Source organism: Ruegeria sp. O5, from assembly GCF_056535105.1.
Genome location: NZ_JBQERN010000016.1, coordinates 19,877 through 35,569, shown reverse-complemented (window position 1 = coordinate 35,569; position 15,693 = coordinate 19,877). Strand labels below are relative to the sequence as shown.

The window sequence follows — 15,693 nt, the reverse complement described above, 5'->3', positions numbered from 1 at the left end:
ATCTTTGGCCAGATGAACAAGGGGCATGACTTGGTGGCGATCTGCGCTACACTTCGGGTATGCGCTGGTTGGTTGCAGCATTGATGGTGATTTCGGGCGGGGCCGTGGCGCAGGAGCGACGGCCGAGCCATTGTATCGCCATCGCCGATGCTGCGCCGGGGATCGAATATCTGCACAAAGCTGCGTGGCAGGACCCGGTACCGGAGTTTTCGGTGCGCATCAGCTATGTCGCGCATGCCGCCTTTATGATCCAGACCCGTGGCGGGTTGAATGTGGTGACCGATTTTACCGGGTTCATCGGGGGTGCCGATCTGATTCCCGATGTGGTGACGATGAACCATGCCCATGACACCCATTGGACGGCGCATCCCGACCCGGCGATCCCGCATGTCCTGCCGGGATGGGGAGAGTTCGGGCAAGGAATCGAACATCATCTGGATCTGGGCGAGATGCTGATACGCAATGTCCCAACCGATATCCGCTCGGCCTATGGCGGAGTTGAGGAACGCGGCAATTCTATCTTCGTGTTCGAGGTCGAAGGGCTGTGTATCGGCCATCTGGGACATTTGCATCATGTACCGTCAGACGAACAGTTTGCTGCGCTGGGTCGGTTGGATGTGGTCATGGCCGCCGTCGATGGCGGAACAACCATGCCCTTGCCCGACATGATCTCGGTTCTCAAGCGGCTGAAAAGCTCGGTGATCATTCCGATGCACTGGTTCTCGGAGTTTTCGCTGGATCGCTTCCTCGTGGATATCCGGGATGAGTTCCCGGTTGAACGTGACGGCGTGTCCGAGATCACCGTCTCTCTGCGTGACTTGCCGGACCGTCCAACGGTTGTCGTGCTGGAGCCGCGCTATCTGATTGATCTGGAATAAGGCTTGCCGTGGTGGGATCGGTTGGGCATTGAAAGCGTATGAGTCTGAACCCCGCTGATGACCGCATTGCCACGCTGATCCGCTCGAAACTGGGCGATCACGTGCTGCGCCCGGTGACCGACCGGTATCTGGAAGAGCCGCGTGGGCGACTTGTCGGACAGGCTGGCCTGCTGGCCTTGCCCCGCACAACCGAGGAGGTCTCGGTACTGGTGCAGGTGGCGACCGAAATGCGTGTTCCGGTGGTGCCTTATGGCGGCGGAACCGGTCTGGTCGGGGGGCAGGTAATGCCGCATGGGCCAGCGCCCCTTGTGATTTCGCTGGAACGGATGACCGCCATCCGGTCCGTCTATCCCACCGAATACGTACTGATTGCCGAGGCCGGCGCCATTTTGCAGGATGTCCAAGCCGCGGCCGAGGCGCAAGACCGCCTGTTTCCCTTGACGCTGGCGGCGCAGGGATCCTGTCGGATCGGGGGCAACCTGTCCACCAATGCCGGGGGCGTCAACGTCTTGCGCTATGGCAATGCGCGCGACCTGTGCCTTGGGCTCGAGGCCGTTCTGCCCAATGGTCAAATCTGGCAGGGTCTCAGCCGGTTGCGAAAGGACAACACAGGCTATGACCTGCGCAATCTGCTGATCGGGGCCGAGGGCACGCTGGGGATCATCACCGCAGCCGCGCTCAAGCTGTTTCCCCGGCCTGCCGCGATCGGGACGGCGATGTTTCAGGTGGCGTCACCCGAGGCTGCCATTTCCCTGCTGGCCCAGGCGCGTGATCGCGTGGGCGAGGCTGTCAGCACTTTCGAACTGATCCACCGGCAGGGGCTGAAGTTCTTGTCCGAGGTTCTGCCGGATGTCCGGCAACCGTTTGAAACACCGCCAGAGTGGAGCGTTCTGATCGAATTGGGGCTGGCCACGGGGCAGTCTCCGTCCGACGCGCTGGAGGATATCTTTGTCCACGCGCAAGCGCTTGGGCTGGTGCAGGATGGCGTGATTGCACAAAGCGAGGCGCAGCGTGATGAGTTGTGGGCCGTGCGCGAGCGAATCCCCGAGGCCAACCGCCTGATCGGCTCGGTGTCGAGCCATGATATCTCGATCCCGATCTCAGAAATTCCGGAATTTGTGCGCCAAGGGGAAAAGGTGGTTTCCGGTCTCGGGCCGTTCCGGATCAATTGCTTTGGCCATCTCGGGGATGGCAATCTGCATTACAACGTCTTTCCCCCCAAGGGGCAGCGCCGCGCGGAATTTGAGGGTCAGAGCGCCGTGGTCAAGCGGGCCGTGCATGATTTGGTCCATGCCTTTGACGGTTCGGTCAGCGCGGAACACGGCGTGGGCCGCATGAAAACGGACGATCTGGAACGCTATGGCGATCCGGTAAAGCTGGATGCGATGCGGGCCATCAAGGCGGCGCTGGACCCCTATGGCATCATGAACCCGGGCGCGGTGCTGAAGGCGTGAACCCGGCTCAGACTCTTGTTTCGCTATCCGAAGCTTGTCGCGTCAAAGCCCTTCGAATTCGCACAGGACATGCACGTCCATGCCCATATCTTCCAGTACTTTGCGCCCGCCGAGGTCAGGCAAGTCGATAATGAACGCGCATGAGACGATCTCACCGCCCAAGCGCTCGATCAGTTTGATGCCCGCCGCCGCAGTGCCGCCTGTGGCCAGAAGGTCGTCAACGACAAGGATCTTTTCGCCCGGCTGGATGGCGTCGTCGTGGATTTCGACGATCGCTTCACCATATTCCAGCTTGTAGTCCTGGCTGATTGTTGTGCCGGGCAGCTTGCCTTTCTTGCGGATCGGCACGAAACCCAGGCTCAGCTGATGCGCAATCGCGCCGCCAAGGATAAAACCCCGGGCCTCAAGGCCGACGACCTTGTCGATGCGTTCCCCGGCATAGGGGTGCAGCATCTGGTCAATGGCCATCCGAAATCCGCGCGGATCGGCAAAAAGAGTCGTCACATCACGAAACAGAATTCCTTCATGCGGGAAGTCGACAATCGTCCGGATGTAGTCTTTGACAGTCTTGTTCCTTGACATGAACCAACCCTTTTCCGCTTCAAATACCAAAACGTGTTTGGCCCAAGAGGGTTAGCCATGCAAGGAACAATTCATTCGCGCGATCACCAGCGGCACGAAACCACAGCCTTGGGCAATCCGTAATACCGGTGATATGTGGCAGGTGGCCAAGACAGGTACGGCTTGTGCATTTGCGTTGATCTCGCAAAAGAAAGACCCCAGACGGTTTGAAGGTTCATTGCCATTTCCGTTCCGGTGCTGTTAAGTGCCCGATAACGACAATCACTATGCTACGTATACACAATGCATCGCCTGAATAACCGAGCATTTGGTAGGAGCAACGCGCGTGCCAAAGAAAGACGGCAAGGGATCGACGAAGAAAAACAGTCAGCTGGTTCTGCGTCTGGACAAGGATGAGCGCGACGCGTTTGTCGAGTTGTGCAGGGAGTTGGATACGTCAGCTGCCCGCGAAATCCGCCGGTTTATCCGCGGGTTCATGAAGGAAAACGCCGAAAACTGAAAAAGGGGTTAGGCCGGGCGGCGCAGAACTGCCGTGGCGAAACCCATCCCGATCAGGGTCAGCCCGCCAAACCGCGTCATCCCGGTGATCACGCTGGCGCGGCCAATCAGCCGCCGCAACCGGTCGGCCAGCAACGCGTAAGCCAGCGCATTCAGCCAGGCCAGTCCTACAAAAGTGGCAATCAGGATGGCAAATTGCGGCCCCAGCGGTTCAGCCGGGCGCAGGAACTGCGGCACAAAGGCGATGAAAAAGGCGATGGATTTCGGGTTCAGTGCCGTGACAGCGGCCGCATGTCCAAACACGCTGCGGGGGGTGACATCCCGCCCGGTCGCGACCGTTCCCAACCCACTTGCCGGGGCGCTGCGCAGCAGTTTAATCCCAAGCCAGACCAGATAGGCCGCTCCGACCCATTTGAGGACGGAAAACAAGGTGGCCGAGGCCAGAACAAGCGCGCCCAGTCCCAACAAAGACGCGGTCATTGCCACAAGATCCCCCACAGCGACCCCTGTGGCCGAGGCCACGGCAACGCTGCGCCCCTTGGACAGCGCATAGCTCAGCACCAACAGCACGGTTGGGCCAGGGATCAGCAGCAAGGCGGTGGATGCGGCAACAAAGGCCAGCCAGAGTTCCAGAGACATAAGGGTCTGCTCGCAATACGTTCCTTTGGTACCGCTATAGCCAAACTACCAGTGCTTGACAATTTTCATGGCGACCAGCTTTCGGGCCCTTCAAATCGGTCGGATCAGGCCGAGACTTGCACGAAAACTGATACGAGTGCGATCCGTCACAACCGTCGCATTCTTGCGGCGAGTATCACGGCAGAAAGAACCCGCATCCCCTGTGCCCGGACAGTTTCGGGCGCAAGGGTCGATGCCATGCTTGGACTCTTGCACAACGTGATCCGGAAAACCGATCTGCTGTCGGCTGCAATGCCCGACGCGTCGCGCAGAACCTACAGAATCCGACCCGCCACCGCGTCCAGCTTGGCCAGCAGCGCCGGATCGCGCTTTTCGGGCGCAGTCAGGATGGCATATTCCAGCGCCCGGTCACAGCCATGCGGGCAGGGCGCGCGGTCGGCCCCCAACAGGGCGGGAAGGCCTTTGACCAGTGCACGGCCCTTGTCGGCATTGCCGGTCAGGGTTGCAATGATGGTGGTCACATCCACTTCACCATGATCCGGGTGCCAGCTGTCAAAATCGGTGACCATCGCGATTGAGGCATAACAAAGCTCGGCTTCGCGGGCGAGCTTGGCTTCGGGCATGTTGGTCATGCCGATCACGTCGCAGCCCCATTGCTCGCGATACATCTTCGATTCCGCCAGAGACGAAAACTGCGGCCCTTCCATCGCCAGATAGGTGCCGCCGCGATGGATCGTGATACCGGCAGCCTTGCCTGCGGTCTCACAGGCGTCCGACAGGCGCGGGCAGGTCGGATGCGCAACGCTGACATGGGCGACGCAGCCTGTTCCGAAAAAGCTCTTGTCGCGCGCAAATGTCCGGTCGATGAACTGATCGACGATTACAAAATCGCCCGGTGCCATATGTTCGCGAAACGACCCGCAGGCCGAGACCGAGATCACATCCGTTACACCAATCCGTTTCAGCGCGTCGATATTGGCGCGATAGGGCACATCGGTCGGCGAATGCACATGCCCGCGCCCATGGCGCGGCAGAAAGGCCATGGCTACACCGTCCAGCGACCCGGTCAGGATCTGATCCGACGGTGCCCCCCAAGGGGTATCGACACTGACCCATTCCGCATTTTCCAGCCCATCGATGTCATAGATGCCTGATCCGCCGATAACGGCAATCCTGGTTTGGGTCACTGTCCTGCTCCGCCTGAGATACTGATATTGAATTTGTGCGGGTTCGACCCGAAATTGACAAGAGGTCTATTCCTGTTTCGCCAGCAGGTTACGCTGTTGAGATTGCGTATTGAAATCCGCCCACGCGGATCCAAACTCATCCAGCGGCCACGTCAGGTCCTGCGATTGACCATGCCTGTCACGAAACTCAAAACGATACGCATCCCCGTTCAGCATGGCATCCAGCAGGCCGTCGGCGCGATGATCCTCGAATGTGCAGCTTAACCCTGTCAGGCACCCGGGGCGCCGCGTGCGCCAGATCACATCCTGATCTTTCTCTATGCGGAATCCAGAAGGGCTGAAGAAGGTGCCGGGCTCAATCCCGAACTCGATTTTGAAACCATCTGGTTCAGGTGTGATGAACATGAATTGCGCCGCAAATTTCGGACGCAAGGAAAACACCTCGGCGCGCCTTATGTAGCAGCGCTGCACCAAAGTACCGGCTTCCTCACGCTCGTCACAAATCGAATTCCAGATGCCGAAAATTTCATGGTGCGTGACACGCCAGTTTCCAGCCGTGTCATTCCCTTGCAAGTCCTGTGCAAAGGCGGGCAGGGCCGATAGAAATATAAGGGCAATCCAACGCATGAACTCACATTTGGGTGCTTGATCCGGGTGCCGCAAATCACGTTGCCGAGAGGCGAGTTATGCGCTGTGCGCATGGCTGCATCCCACCTCCTGCGGTGGCTTAACAGCGGCGCGCCCGCTACAACGACCCCTTCGCGCGAACATAAAATCCTTTAGGACTGTCCAATGCCCCGAGCCTTGCTGGCAAGTTTTGCCAACCGTATCGCCATACCCGATCTGCGCTGGGTGCCGGATGAGGGGCTGACCTTCTCTCGCCTGCGGATCGAGCTGCTGTCCGGCCTGACCGTGGCCCTCGCACTGGTGCCCGAGGCCGTGGCCTTTGCCTTTGTGGCTGGCGTGCACCCGCTGGTGGGCCTATATGCCGCTTTCCTTGTGGGGCTCATCACCGCGCTGATCGGCGGGCGACCCGGCATGATCTCGGGCGCGACGGGCGCGCTGGCGGTCGTCATGGTGGCTTTGGTGGCCGAACATGGGGTCGAATACCTGTTCGCGACGGTGGTGCTGATGGGGATCCTCCAGGTTATCGCCGGGGCGATGCATTGGGGCCGCTTCATCCGACTGGTGCCGCACCCGGTGATGCTGGGTTTTGTGAATGGCCTGGCCATCGTGATCTTTCTGGCCCAGATGGGCCAGTTCAAGGTGCCGGGTACCATGGAAAACACCGGTCACGGCATGGGTGGTGGAGAATGGCTCTCCGGTGCGCAGCTATACACCATGCTGGGCCTTGTGGCACTGACCATGGCGGTGATCTGGGTGGTGCCGCGCATCACGCGCATCATTCCTGCGCCTCTGGCCGGTATTCTGGTTGTCGCTGCGCTGGTGATCGGTCTGGGTCTGGATGTTCCGCGCGTCGGTGATCTGGCCTCGATCGAAGGTGGTCTGCCTGCCTTCCACATCCCGATGGTTCCGCTGAACTGGGGCACGCTTGAGGTCATCCTGCCCTACGCTGTCATTCTGGCCGCGATTGGCCTGATTGAATCCCTTCTGACCCTGAACCTTGTGGGCGAAATCACCGGCAAGCGCGGCGGGGCGTCTCAGGAATGTATCGCCCAGGGAGCGTCGAATATCGTTACCGGCTTTTTCGGAGGCATGGGTGGCTGCGCGATGATCGGTCAGTCGATGATCAACGTGAAATCCGGTGGCCGGACCCGTATCGCCGGGATCGCTGCGGCGCTGTTTTTGCTGACCTTCATCCTGTTTGCCTCACCGCTGATCGAGCAGATCCCGCTGGCCGCGCTGGTTGGGGTGATGTTCATGGTGGTCATCGGCACCTTTGCGTGGAACTCGTTCAAGATCCTGCGCAAGGTTCCACTGACCGACGCCTTTGTCATCGTTCTGGTCACCGTCGTGACAGTGATGGAAGACCTCGCGGTTGCTGTTGTGGTCGGTGTCATTGTCTCGGCTCTGGCCTACGCTTGGAACAACGCCAAGCGCATCCACGCCGTCACCCGTGAGTCCGCGACCGAAAAAGGGGCGAAGGTCTATGAAATCCAGGGGCCGCTGTTCTTTGGGTCATCGGATGGCTTTATCGAACTCTTCGATGTGCCGAATGACCCGGAAACCGTCATCGTCGATTTCGCTGAAAGCCGTGTGGTGGACCAGTCGGCGTTGCAAGCCATCGAAAATATCGCGGCCAAATACGAGGCCGCGGGTAAACGCGTCATGTTGCGCCACCTGAGCCGGGATTGTCACAAGCTGTTGAACAAGGCAGGCCACCTTATGGTCGACAGTGACGATGACCCGGATTACGAACTTGCCGTCGATTACTCGGTCCGTACCGGCATTCTGGGCGGCCACTGATCCATTTGCGAGGCTCTGCCTCGCGCTCCGGGATATTTGAAGCCAGATGAATGAAGGATCCCTGCTTCATCTGGCCAAAAAATATCCCGGGGGAGCCGCCCGGAACGGGCGGTGGGGGCAGAGCCCCCGACACCCTCAATCATCCGGGCGACTGAGCGAGAACAGCTCGGACACGACCGAATAGTCCCGGTACCCAAGCCGCGCCAGAGGTTTGAACGAGGTTACGTCGAACTTGCCCTCTCGGATGTGGTCGTCGAGCAGATGCACGCCTGTTACTTCGCCGAACACGACGCGGTTGGCCGCGCCCGGCAGAGTGACGATCTGGGTCAACTTGCATTCCAGTGCTGCCGGGGCGCCTTGTACGCGGGCGCAGGGTATGGTTTCACATTCGACCGGGGTTAATCCGGCATGGGCAAACTCGTCCACCTCCTTGGGAAGGCTGGCCGAGCTGGCGTTCATCGCATCCTGATGCGCAAGGGCCACGACATTCACGCAGAATACACCTGTCGCCTCGATATTGGCGATACTGTCCTTGCCGCCGATCTGATCGTGTTTCGTGCCGGTTGTGGCAAACATTACTTGCGGCGGTGTGTAAGCAACCCCGTTGAAAAAGGAATAGGGTGCCAGATTGTTGATCCCATCCGCATCACGGGTCGATATCCAACCGATCGGGCGTGGCGTGATAATGGCGTTGAACGGGTTGTGCGGCAGGCCGTGGCCGTCTTCGGGGCGGTAGAACATCATATCTCCAAGCGTTTGCCCAAGGCGTAGCGAAGTGCTAGGGCGATTTCCAGCAAGGAAACGAGGGCGGGTGTGCAGCAATTCGGGATCAGGCCAGAAGAGCCGGACGATTGGTGGGAGGTCGAAGCCCTCTATGACCTGTGCTTTGCGCCGGGCCGTGAGGCGTTGTCGTCCTACCGGTTGCGCGATGATGTGCCGCCGGTTTCTGACCTGTCACTGGTCGCGCGCGACGGTCAGGGCATTCTGGCCGGGGCGATCCGCTTCTGGCCGGTCCATGTCGGTGAACACGACGCATTGCTGCTAGGCCCGGTTGCCGTACACCCAACCCACCAGGGCGAGGGTCTGGGCGGTTATCTGATCCATGCCGGTGTCGAAGCCGGGCGTAAGCGCGGGTGGCAGCGGGTCATGCTGGTCGGTGACGAACCCTATTACAGGCGATTTGGTTTTGCGCGGCTGCAAGGTGTCGAGATGCCGCCGCCCACCAACCCGGACCGGGTTTTGGGGCTGGAACTGATGCCTGGTGTCTGGTCCGGAGTTCAGGGGGCTGTCACCCGCTGGACCCGCTGACCTATTGAATCGGCGTGGCTTAACGCCGATGTTGATAGGCAGGAGGACGCACATGCAGAACGTGGTTCTTGTCGAAAACGTGGATGCCGACGCTGAACTGGATCGTTTGGCGGGTTATTACCGATCTGCCGGAGGGGCTGGTGTCAAACTGCTGAACAAGCTGGGCGGATCAGCCGAGTCACTGCTCGAGCAATTGCCCGAACCGGTTCGGAACGGCCTGACAGGGGCCACCGAGCAGGCGTTGTGGCTTGCGATGCACGCGGCTCAGGGGTCCCGGCGTGCGATCCCTGATCAGCAGCCCTGGGTCAATACCGCGCTCACCACGGCCATGGGCGCGGCCGGTGGACTGGGCGGTGTTTCGACAGCCCTGATGGAGCTGCCTGCAACAACCGCCATGCTGTTACGCGCCATTCAGGGGGCCGCCGCGCGCGAAGGTTTCGATCCGTCTGCCGAGAACGTAAAGTTCGACTGTGTGCGGGTTTTGTCCGCATCGGGCCCGCTGTCGCATGATGACGGTGCGGATCTTGGCTTTTTCTCGGTGCGCCTGACACTGACGGGTCCGGCCATGCAGCGTCTGATTGCTGCAGTGGCACCACGCTTTTCAATCGTGCTGGGGCAAAAACTGGCGGCACAGTCCGTCCCGGTGCTCGGCGCGTTGGCCGGTGGTGGAACGAACTATGTCTATTCGCGCTATTACCAGCAAATCGCGCGTGTGCATTTCGGCCTGCGAAGATTGGCGGTTGATGCCGATATCCCGCATAACGAGCTGGTGAAACAGCTGTCAGCCCGTATGTGATCAACAAATGCGCCATCACGCCGGACTTGGCGGACACCACTTCATATGGTAGTTTTTCAAGAGAAAGGCGCTAAATAGGCGTGTCCTGCGGGCCTATAACGCCAACGGGTCCTTTGCCCGAACAAAAGGTGCGTCGCGCAATGAATGCAAGACCGGTACTGCGTGAATTGGCTGAGACTGCGGAACACCCTGTTTTGCGGCAATCCTCTGCCCTGTGTTACCGGATACGGCGTGGCCATCCAGAGGTGTTGCTGATCACGACACGCCGGGCCCAGCGGTGGATTGTCCCCAAAGGGTGGCTCATCCCCGGCCTGACCCCATCGGAAACCGCAGTGCAGGAGGCCTGGGAAGAAGCGGGCGTGACGGGGCGATGCAGCAAAGCGGGGCTGGGGCAGTTTCTGCACGTCAAGCACCACCCAAATCAGCCCCCGACCTTGATTCTGGTCGATGTTTTTGCGCTGCATGTACAGGTAATGTCGCAGGACTTCCCCGAAAAGCACGAGCGCAGGCGCAAGTGGTTTGCACCTGAATGCGCGGCCCAAAAGGTCAGATCACCCGAGCTTGCCGAATTGTTACGCGACTTTAAGACCCATACGCATTAAGATAGCGCCAGAGAGGCTTGATATTGTCAGTCTGGTCGGTATCTATTCGCCAATCGTAATTTTGGACTGAACATGATTCAATACGCGTTGAAATGCAGTGAAGGCCACACATTCGACAGCTGGTTTCAATCCGCAGAAGCCTTTGACAAGCTGGCCTCTGCCAAGATGGTGACCTGCGCGATCTGCGGATGTACGCAGGTTGCGAAGGCGATCATGACACCGCGTGTCCGACCGGCCCGGAATGCGCAGGGAAAGCCCGAAAACGCGCCTGCATCCAATGAACAGATCAACGTCGCCACCCCTTCGCCCGAGATCGAGAAAGTTCTGGCCGAAATACGCCGCCATGTCGAAAAGAACTCGGACTACGTTGGCAAGGATTTTGCAAGCGAAGCGCGCAAGATGCATCTGGGAGAGGCGCCAGAGCGTTCGATCTATGGTGAAGCCAGACCGGATGAGGCGAAATCGCTGATCGAAGATGGCGTGCCGGTGGCACCGCTGCCGTTTCTGCCCAGCAGAAAGACCAACTGATCCATGCATGTCGTGATCACCGGTGCCAATCGCGGTATCGGCCGCGCCCTTGCCACGCGCTACGACACCCGCGGTGACGCGGTTACCGGAACCGCACGCGATGGCAGTGCACAGGTCTGTCTGGACGTGTCGGACCCGGCCCAACAGGCAGCAATGGCCGAACAGCTGAAAGACCAGCCCGTTGATCTTCTGATCTGCAATGCCGGGGTCTATCTGGACAAGGGGCACACGATCAACGACTACCCCGCCGAAATGTGGGCGCAAAGCTTTGCCACCAACGTGACCGGCGTTTTCCTGACCGTTCAGGCCTTGTTGCCCAATCTGCGCGCCGCAGGCGGCAAGGTCGCGATCATCTCGTCGCAGATGGCGTCCCATACGCGGGCACCGGGGGGCAGCTATATCTACCGCGCCTCCAAGGCGGCGGCGTTGAACCTGGGGCGGAATCTGGCGACGGATCTGAAAGCCGACGGGATCGCCGTGGGTATCTATCATCCGGGCTGGGTGCAAACCGACATGGGCGGCGCGGCCGCCGATATTGATGTCGATCAGGCCGTTTCGGGCCTGATGGAACGCTTTGAGGCCCTGTCAATCAGCTCTACCGGCTGTTTTGAAACCTATGACGGGCAGGCGCACGCTTACTGACCGGTCAGCGCCGCTTTGGGAATTTCATAGACCTCACCGGGTTCAATATAGACCACAAGCACGTCGCCCAGCGTTTCATAAGTCATCTTCGAGGTCGAGCTGCTGGACTCCGGCGCACCATCCTTGAAATAGATGTTGCGCACCTTGCCACCCCCCAAAGCCACGGCCAGCGTCGTTGTGCCGTCATCATGGCGGCGCAGTTCTGCATTGCAGCTTTGCATCGGGTCACCGGCATTTGCGGCGCAGGGCACCTTGCCCAGTGCATTCTTTCCGTCCGTGCCGGCCACACTGGCAACCTGCGCCAATGCAGGCGACGACAACAAAGTAACGGCAAGGGCTAGGCGAAACATGGGGAACCTCTTGATTTGGTTGTTACTCGCAGGCTGACACCGCACCTGCGCAATGTAAAGCGGCCCTGTGCCACAGGCGGGTCCTGTTTGCGCTCTTGCTCTTGGGGTGCCCCTCGCTTATGAGGCTCGGGACCTCTAATCCAAGGCGCGGAGACATTTGCCCCCATGCCCGTACTCGTTATGAAATTCGGCGGCACTTCGGTCGCCAACCTGGACCGCATCCGCCGTGCTGCCAAGCGCATCGGTGTCGAAGTTGCCAAGGGCTATGACGTGATCGTCATCGTCTCGGCCATGTCGGGCAAAACCAACGAGCTGGTGGGCTGGGTGAACGAGACCTCGCCGCTGTTTGATGCACGTGAATACGATGCTGTGGTATCTTCGGGCGAAAACGTTACCGCTGGCCTGATGGCGCTGACATTGCAGGAAATGGATGTTCCTGCGCGCAGCTGGCAGGGCTGGCAAGTGCCGCTGCTGACAACCAGCGCGCACAGCCAGGCCCGGATCGAAGACATCCCGACCACGAACATCAACCAGAAATTCGGCGAAGGCATGAAAGTGGCCGTTGTGGCCGGGTTTCAGGGGCTCAGCCCCGAAGGCCGCATCACCACGCTGGGCCGGGGTGGCTCTGACACCACTGCCGTGGCTTTTGCCGCCGCGTTTGGTGCGGAACGCTGCGACATCTATACCGACGTGGACGGCGTCTATACTACCGATCCGCGCATCTGCGAAAAGGCGCGCAAGCTGGACAGGATCTCGTTCGAGGAAATGCTCGAACTGGCGTCGCTGGGCGCCAAGGTGCTGCAGACCCGCTCGGTCGAGCTGGCAATGCGCTACAAAGTAAAACTGCGCGTTCTTTCAAGTTTCGAAGAACAATCCGACGAGGCCGGTACGCTGGTCGTTGACGAGGAGGATATCATGGAATCCAATGTTGTGGCCGGTGTGGCCTATTCCCGTGACGAGGCCAAGATGACCGTCGTTTCGGTGGCGGACCGTCCCGGTATCGCCTCGACCATCTTCACCGCGCTCAGCGATGAGGGCGTCAATGTCGACATGATCGTGCAGAACATCTCGGACGAGGGGCGCACGGACATGACCTTCTCGTGCCCCACCGATCAGGTGGTTCGTGCCGAAAAAGCGCTGCTGGCGATCAAGGACAAGGGCGAGCTCAACTATGCCGAACTGGTCGCCGATACCGGTGTCTGCAAGGTCTCGGTGGTGGGAATCGGTATGCGCTCGCAATCGGGTGTCGCGGCCAAAATGTTCAAGATACTCTCGGATGAGGGGATCAACATCAAGGTCATCACAACCTCCGAGATCAAAATTTCCGTTCTTATCGACAGGAAATACATGGAACTTGCCGTTCAGGCACTGCATGATGCCTTTGAACTGGACAAGGCGGCCTGAGCTGATCGGCCAAGGGTTTCGCCTGACGCACTGAATTGGTTGGGCCATGGCAGACGGCACGGAAACAGAATCCCGCAAGCTGCTGGGGCGGTTGCGCGAGGCGATGGCCAGCGAAGCCGCTGGGCAGGAGCGTCTTGATCAGATCACCCATCTGATCGCTGACAGCATGCGCAGCGAAGTGTGCTCGATCTATCTGTTCCGCGATGATGAGACCCTGGAACTCTGCGCGACCCAGGGACTTGCGCCTGAGTCGGTACACCAGACCCGGATGCGCATGGGCGAGGGGCTGGTGGGCCGGGTCGCCAAGACCGGCAAGGTGGTCAACACCCCGGACGCGCCGTCTGAAAAAGGGTTCCGGTATATGCCGGAAACCGGGGAAGAGCGGTTTTCGTCCTTTCTCGGCGTGCCGGTGCAGCGCCTTGGGGAAAAGCTGGGTGTTTTGGTTGTCCAGTCCCGCAAAGCGCGTGAATTTTCCGCCGACGAGATCTATGCGCTGGAAGTGGTGGCCATGGTGCTGGCCGAAATGGCCGAACTGGGCGCTTTTGTCGGCGAAGGCGCGGCCCTGTCGCCACGGCACCAGCAATCGGTTCTGCTGCGCGGCGGCCCGGCGCAGGAAGGTTCTGCCGAAGGCCATGTCTGGCTGCATGAACCCCGTGTAGTTGTCACCAATCCGATCGCCGAGGACCCGCACCGGGAACGCGAACGACTGAATGAGGCGGTGGAAGAGCTGCGCGTCGGCGTCGACAAGATGCTCGAAATTTCCAGGGATGGTGACACCGAACAGCTCAAGGTGCTGGAAGCCTACCGGATGTTTGCCAATTCCAAAGGCTGGATGCGCCGGATGGAAGAGGACATTGCCCTGGGGCTAAGCGCCGAAGCCGCGGTCGAGAAAGAACAATCCCAGGCGCGCGCCCGGATGGGGCAGGTGTCTGATCCCTATCTGCGCGAACGGCTGGCGGATCTTGACGATCTCAGCAACCGTTTGTTGCGCATTCTGACCGGGCAGGGAAAAACCGACAGCGCCGATCTGCCGCCCGACCCGATTCTGGTCGCACGCAATATCGGCCCCGGCGACTTGCTGGAATACGGGCGGGCGCTGAAGGGGATCATCCTCGAAGAAGGTTCAGTCGGCAGTCACGCCACCATTGTGGCCCGAGCGCTGGCGATCCCTCTGGTGGTCCATGTGGGCCGCATCACGACCGAAGCGCTGAATGGCGACCACGTGCTGGTTGATGGCGATCAGGGCGTTGTTCACCTGCGCCCCGAAGACAGCGTGGTCGGCGCCTTCCGCGACAAGATCGCGATGCAGGCCAAAGCGCAGGAACGCTATGCCTCGATCCGCGAAACGCCCTGTATCACACGCGACGGAACGCGCATCAATCTGGTGATGAACGCAGGCCTTATGGCCGACCTGCCGTCGCTGGGAACATCAGGTGCCGAAGGTGTTGGCCTGTTCCGAACCGAGCTGCAATTCCTGATCCGCAATCAGATGCCCAAACGGTCCGAGCTGGTCACCCAGTATCAGCGGGTTCTGGATGCGGCAGGTGACAAAAGGGTGGTGTTCCGCACACTGGATATCGGGTCGGACAAGGTGCTGCCCTATATGAAACACGTGGCCGAACCCAACCCGGCCCTGGGTTGGCGCGCCATCCGTGTCGGTCTGGACAAACGCGGCGTGATGCGGATGCAGTTGCAGGCCCTTCTGCGCGCCGCCAATGGCCGCCCACTGACCATCATGTTCCCCTTTGTCGCGCAGGCCGAGGAGTATCGCGAAGCCCGCTGGGAGGTAAACAAAACCATCGAACGCGAAAAGCGACTGGGCCACGTTCTGCCCGAAACGCTTGAAGTCGGCGCGATGCTGGAAACCCCGTCGCTGGCCTTTGCCCCGCAAAAGTTCTTTGACGAGGTCGATTTCATCTCGATCGGCGGGAACGACCTCAAGCAGTTCTTTTTTGCGGCTGACCGCGAAAATGAACTGGTCCGCCGCCGCTATGACACGTTGAATGTCAGTTTCCTGAGCCTGATGGAACGCATTGTCGAACGCTGCGGGCTTTCGGACACCCCGCTCAGCTTCTGTGGCGAGGATGCGGGCCGCCCGGTCGAGGCGCTGTGCCTTGCGGCCATGGGTATTCGCACCCTGTCGATGCGCCCGGCGTCGATTGGTCCGGTCAAAAGCCTGTTGCTGCGGTGCGACCTGATGGAGGTGCGAAAAATCATCGCCGACGCGCGCCATCGTGGCGAACAATCCGTGCGCCCGGCCGTGATGGAGTGGCTGCGCAGTCAGGTATAGCCCGCAAAACCTCGCTTTTTGGGGAAACTATGCTTGATTTTTTCGCGCAGGCTTTCTATCACGCAGGCAATGTTAGCGGTAACAGTGTGCCGCAGAGCCGTTTCATGC

Annotated in this window: 17 protein-coding genes; 11 read left to right on the top strand and 6 right to left on the bottom strand. The window is 60.0% G+C overall.

From position 1 onward, the window contains the following. Positions 1–59: 59 nt before the first annotated feature. Entirely contained in the window at positions 60–878 is an 819-nt protein-coding gene (locus ACR0M3_RS16415) for an MBL fold metallo-hydrolase (protein WP_480900294.1), read from the top strand. Between the two features lie 38 nt (positions 879–916). Further along, the gene (locus tag ACR0M3_RS16410) at positions 917–2,332 is read left to right on the top strand and encodes an FAD-binding oxidoreductase (RefSeq protein WP_480911731.1); all 1,416 of its coding nucleotides are present in this window, start codon (positions 917–919) and stop codon (positions 2,330–2,332) included. Positions 2,333–2,374: 42 nt separating this feature from the next. Here the strand turns inward: ACR0M3_RS16410 and ACR0M3_RS16405 are convergent, their stop codons facing one another. Further along, on the bottom strand, positions 2,375–2,914 hold the full coding sequence (locus tag ACR0M3_RS16405; protein ID WP_209505620.1) for an adenine phosphoribosyltransferase: 540 nt from the start codon (positions 2,912–2,914) through the stop codon (positions 2,375–2,377). A 325-nt stretch (positions 2,915–3,239) separates the two neighbouring features. Between ACR0M3_RS16405 and ACR0M3_RS16400 the strand changes: the two genes are divergently transcribed. After that, complete coding sequence (locus tag ACR0M3_RS16400; RefSeq protein WP_209505622.1) at positions 3,240–3,413, top strand: hypothetical protein; 174 nt, start codon at positions 3,240–3,242, stop codon at positions 3,411–3,413. A gap of 8 nt (positions 3,414–3,421) precedes the next feature. Here the strand turns inward: ACR0M3_RS16400 and ACR0M3_RS16395 are convergent, their stop codons facing one another. The 3 genes from ACR0M3_RS16395 to ACR0M3_RS16385 all read right to left on the bottom strand — a co-directional run bounded on the left by ACR0M3_RS16395 (position 3,422) and on the right by ACR0M3_RS16385 (position 5,865). Further along, positions 3,422–4,051: a LysE family translocator gene (locus ACR0M3_RS16395; protein WP_267363067.1), complete on the bottom strand. Its 630-nt coding sequence runs from the start codon at positions 4,049–4,051 to the stop codon at positions 3,422–3,424. A 314-nt stretch (positions 4,052–4,365) separates the two neighbouring features. Then, complete coding sequence (locus tag ACR0M3_RS16390) at positions 4,366–5,238, bottom strand: S-methyl-5'-thioadenosine phosphorylase (protein ID WP_480507776.1); 873 nt, start codon at positions 5,236–5,238, stop codon at positions 4,366–4,368. Between the two features lie 66 nt (positions 5,239–5,304). Continuing rightward, complete coding sequence (locus ACR0M3_RS16385) at positions 5,305–5,865, bottom strand: invasion associated locus B family protein (RefSeq protein WP_480911729.1); 561 nt, start codon at positions 5,863–5,865, stop codon at positions 5,305–5,307. A gap of 165 nt (positions 5,866–6,030) precedes the next feature. Here ACR0M3_RS16385 and ACR0M3_RS16380 point away from each other — a divergent pair, with 165 nt between their 5' ends. Continuing rightward, on the top strand, positions 6,031–7,665 hold the full coding sequence (locus tag ACR0M3_RS16380) for a SulP family inorganic anion transporter (protein WP_480488476.1): 1,635 nt from the start codon (positions 6,031–6,033) through the stop codon (positions 7,663–7,665). Positions 7,666–7,800: 135 nt separating this feature from the next. On the opposite strand, the gene ACR0M3_RS16375 is transcribed toward ACR0M3_RS16380, so the two are convergent. Further along, a complete protein-coding gene (locus tag ACR0M3_RS16375; RefSeq protein WP_480484413.1) occupies positions 7,801–8,406 on the bottom strand; it encodes a flavin reductase family protein in 606 nt (201 codons plus the stop codon). Between the two features lie 72 nt (positions 8,407–8,478). Between ACR0M3_RS16375 and ACR0M3_RS16370 the strand changes: the two genes are divergently transcribed. The 5 genes from ACR0M3_RS16370 to ACR0M3_RS16350 all read left to right on the top strand — a co-directional run bounded on the left by ACR0M3_RS16370 (position 8,479) and on the right by ACR0M3_RS16350 (position 11,541). After that, positions 8,479–8,973, top strand: a complete 495-nt coding sequence (locus ACR0M3_RS16370; RefSeq protein ID WP_267363076.1) for a GNAT family N-acetyltransferase — start codon at positions 8,479–8,481, stop codon at positions 8,971–8,973. 52 nt (positions 8,974–9,025) lie between these two features. Next, positions 9,026–9,769 (top strand): EcsC family protein, encoded by a 744-nt coding sequence (locus ACR0M3_RS16365; RefSeq protein WP_480911727.1) that lies wholly within the window; start codon positions 9,026–9,028, stop codon positions 9,767–9,769. Between the two features lie 140 nt (positions 9,770–9,909). After that, a complete protein-coding gene (locus ACR0M3_RS16360; RefSeq protein WP_480560369.1) occupies positions 9,910–10,371 on the top strand; it encodes an NUDIX hydrolase in 462 nt (153 codons plus the stop codon). A 72-nt stretch (positions 10,372–10,443) separates the two neighbouring features. Further along, positions 10,444–10,899 carry a DUF1178 family protein gene (locus ACR0M3_RS16355; RefSeq protein ID WP_480546425.1) on the top strand — a complete coding sequence of 152 codons (456 nt, stop codon included), beginning with the start codon at positions 10,444–10,446 and terminating at the stop codon, positions 10,897–10,899. 3 nt (positions 10,900–10,902) lie between these two features. Further along, positions 10,903–11,541 (top strand): SDR family NAD(P)-dependent oxidoreductase, encoded by a 639-nt coding sequence (locus tag ACR0M3_RS16350; protein WP_480560367.1) that lies wholly within the window; start codon positions 10,903–10,905, stop codon positions 11,539–11,541. On the opposite strand, the gene ACR0M3_RS16345 is transcribed toward ACR0M3_RS16350, so the two are convergent. After that, positions 11,535–11,891: a hypothetical protein gene (locus tag ACR0M3_RS16345; protein WP_480488468.1), complete on the bottom strand. Its 357-nt coding sequence runs from the start codon at positions 11,889–11,891 to the stop codon at positions 11,535–11,537. The two genes, ACR0M3_RS16350 and ACR0M3_RS16345, sit on opposite strands and share 7 nt — an antisense overlap. 165 nt (positions 11,892–12,056) lie before the next feature. Between ACR0M3_RS16345 and ACR0M3_RS16340 the strand changes: the two genes are divergently transcribed. Both ACR0M3_RS16340 and ptsP read left to right on the top strand, forming a co-directional pair. Beyond that, a complete protein-coding gene (locus tag ACR0M3_RS16340) occupies positions 12,057–13,295 on the top strand; it encodes an aspartate kinase (protein WP_480488466.1) in 1,239 nt (412 codons plus the stop codon). A 46-nt stretch (positions 13,296–13,341) separates the two neighbouring features. Then, positions 13,342–15,585: a phosphoenolpyruvate--protein phosphotransferase gene (gene ptsP / locus ACR0M3_RS16335; protein ID WP_209505648.1), complete on the top strand. Its 2,244-nt coding sequence runs from the start codon at positions 13,342–13,344 to the stop codon at positions 15,583–15,585. Positions 15,586–15,693: the final 108 nt, after the last annotated feature.

Excerpts from the sequence above, each read along its gene's own strand:
- ACR0M3_RS16340 (WP_480488466.1), top strand. The coding sequence starts at position 12,057 with ATGCCCGTACTCGTTATGAAATTCGGCGGCACTTCGGTCGCCAACCTG.
- ptsP (WP_209505648.1), top strand. The coding sequence starts at position 13,342 with ATGGCAGACGGCACGGAAACAGAATCCCGCAAGCTGCTGGGGCGGTTG.
- ACR0M3_RS16360 (WP_480560369.1), top strand. The coding sequence starts at position 9,910 with ATGAATGCAAGACCGGTACTGCGTGAATTGGCTGAGACTGCGGAACAC.
- ACR0M3_RS16365 (WP_480911727.1), top strand. The coding sequence starts at position 9,026 with ATGCAGAACGTGGTTCTTGTCGAAAACGTGGATGCCGACGCTGAACTG.
- ACR0M3_RS16380 (WP_480488476.1), top strand. The coding sequence starts at position 6,031 with ATGCCCCGAGCCTTGCTGGCAAGTTTTGCCAACCGTATCGCCATACCC.
- ACR0M3_RS16355 (WP_480546425.1), top strand. The coding sequence starts at position 10,444 with ATGATTCAATACGCGTTGAAATGCAGTGAAGGCCACACATTCGACAGC.
- ACR0M3_RS16405 (WP_209505620.1), bottom strand. The coding sequence starts at position 2,914 with ATGTCAAGGAACAAGACTGTCAAAGACTACATCCGGACGATTGTCGAC.
- ACR0M3_RS16345 (WP_480488468.1), bottom strand. The coding sequence starts at position 11,891 with ATGTTTCGCCTAGCCCTTGCCGTTACTTTGTTGTCGTCGCCTGCATTG.
- ACR0M3_RS16385 (WP_480911729.1), bottom strand. The coding sequence starts at position 5,865 with ATGCGTTGGATTGCCCTTATATTTCTATCGGCCCTGCCCGCCTTTGCA.
- ACR0M3_RS16375 (WP_480484413.1), bottom strand. The coding sequence starts at position 8,406 with ATGTTCTACCGCCCCGAAGACGGCCACGGCCTGCCGCACAACCCGTTC.
- ACR0M3_RS16350 (WP_480560367.1), top strand. The coding sequence starts at position 10,903 with ATGCATGTCGTGATCACCGGTGCCAATCGCGGTATCGGCCGCGCCCTT.
- ACR0M3_RS16415 (WP_480900294.1), top strand. The coding sequence starts at position 60 with ATGCGCTGGTTGGTTGCAGCATTGATGGTGATTTCGGGCGGGGCCGTG.
- ACR0M3_RS16395 (WP_267363067.1), bottom strand. The coding sequence starts at position 4,051 with ATGTCTCTGGAACTCTGGCTGGCCTTTGTTGCCGCATCCACCGCCTTG.
- ACR0M3_RS16410 (WP_480911731.1), top strand. The coding sequence starts at position 917 with ATGAGTCTGAACCCCGCTGATGACCGCATTGCCACGCTGATCCGCTCG.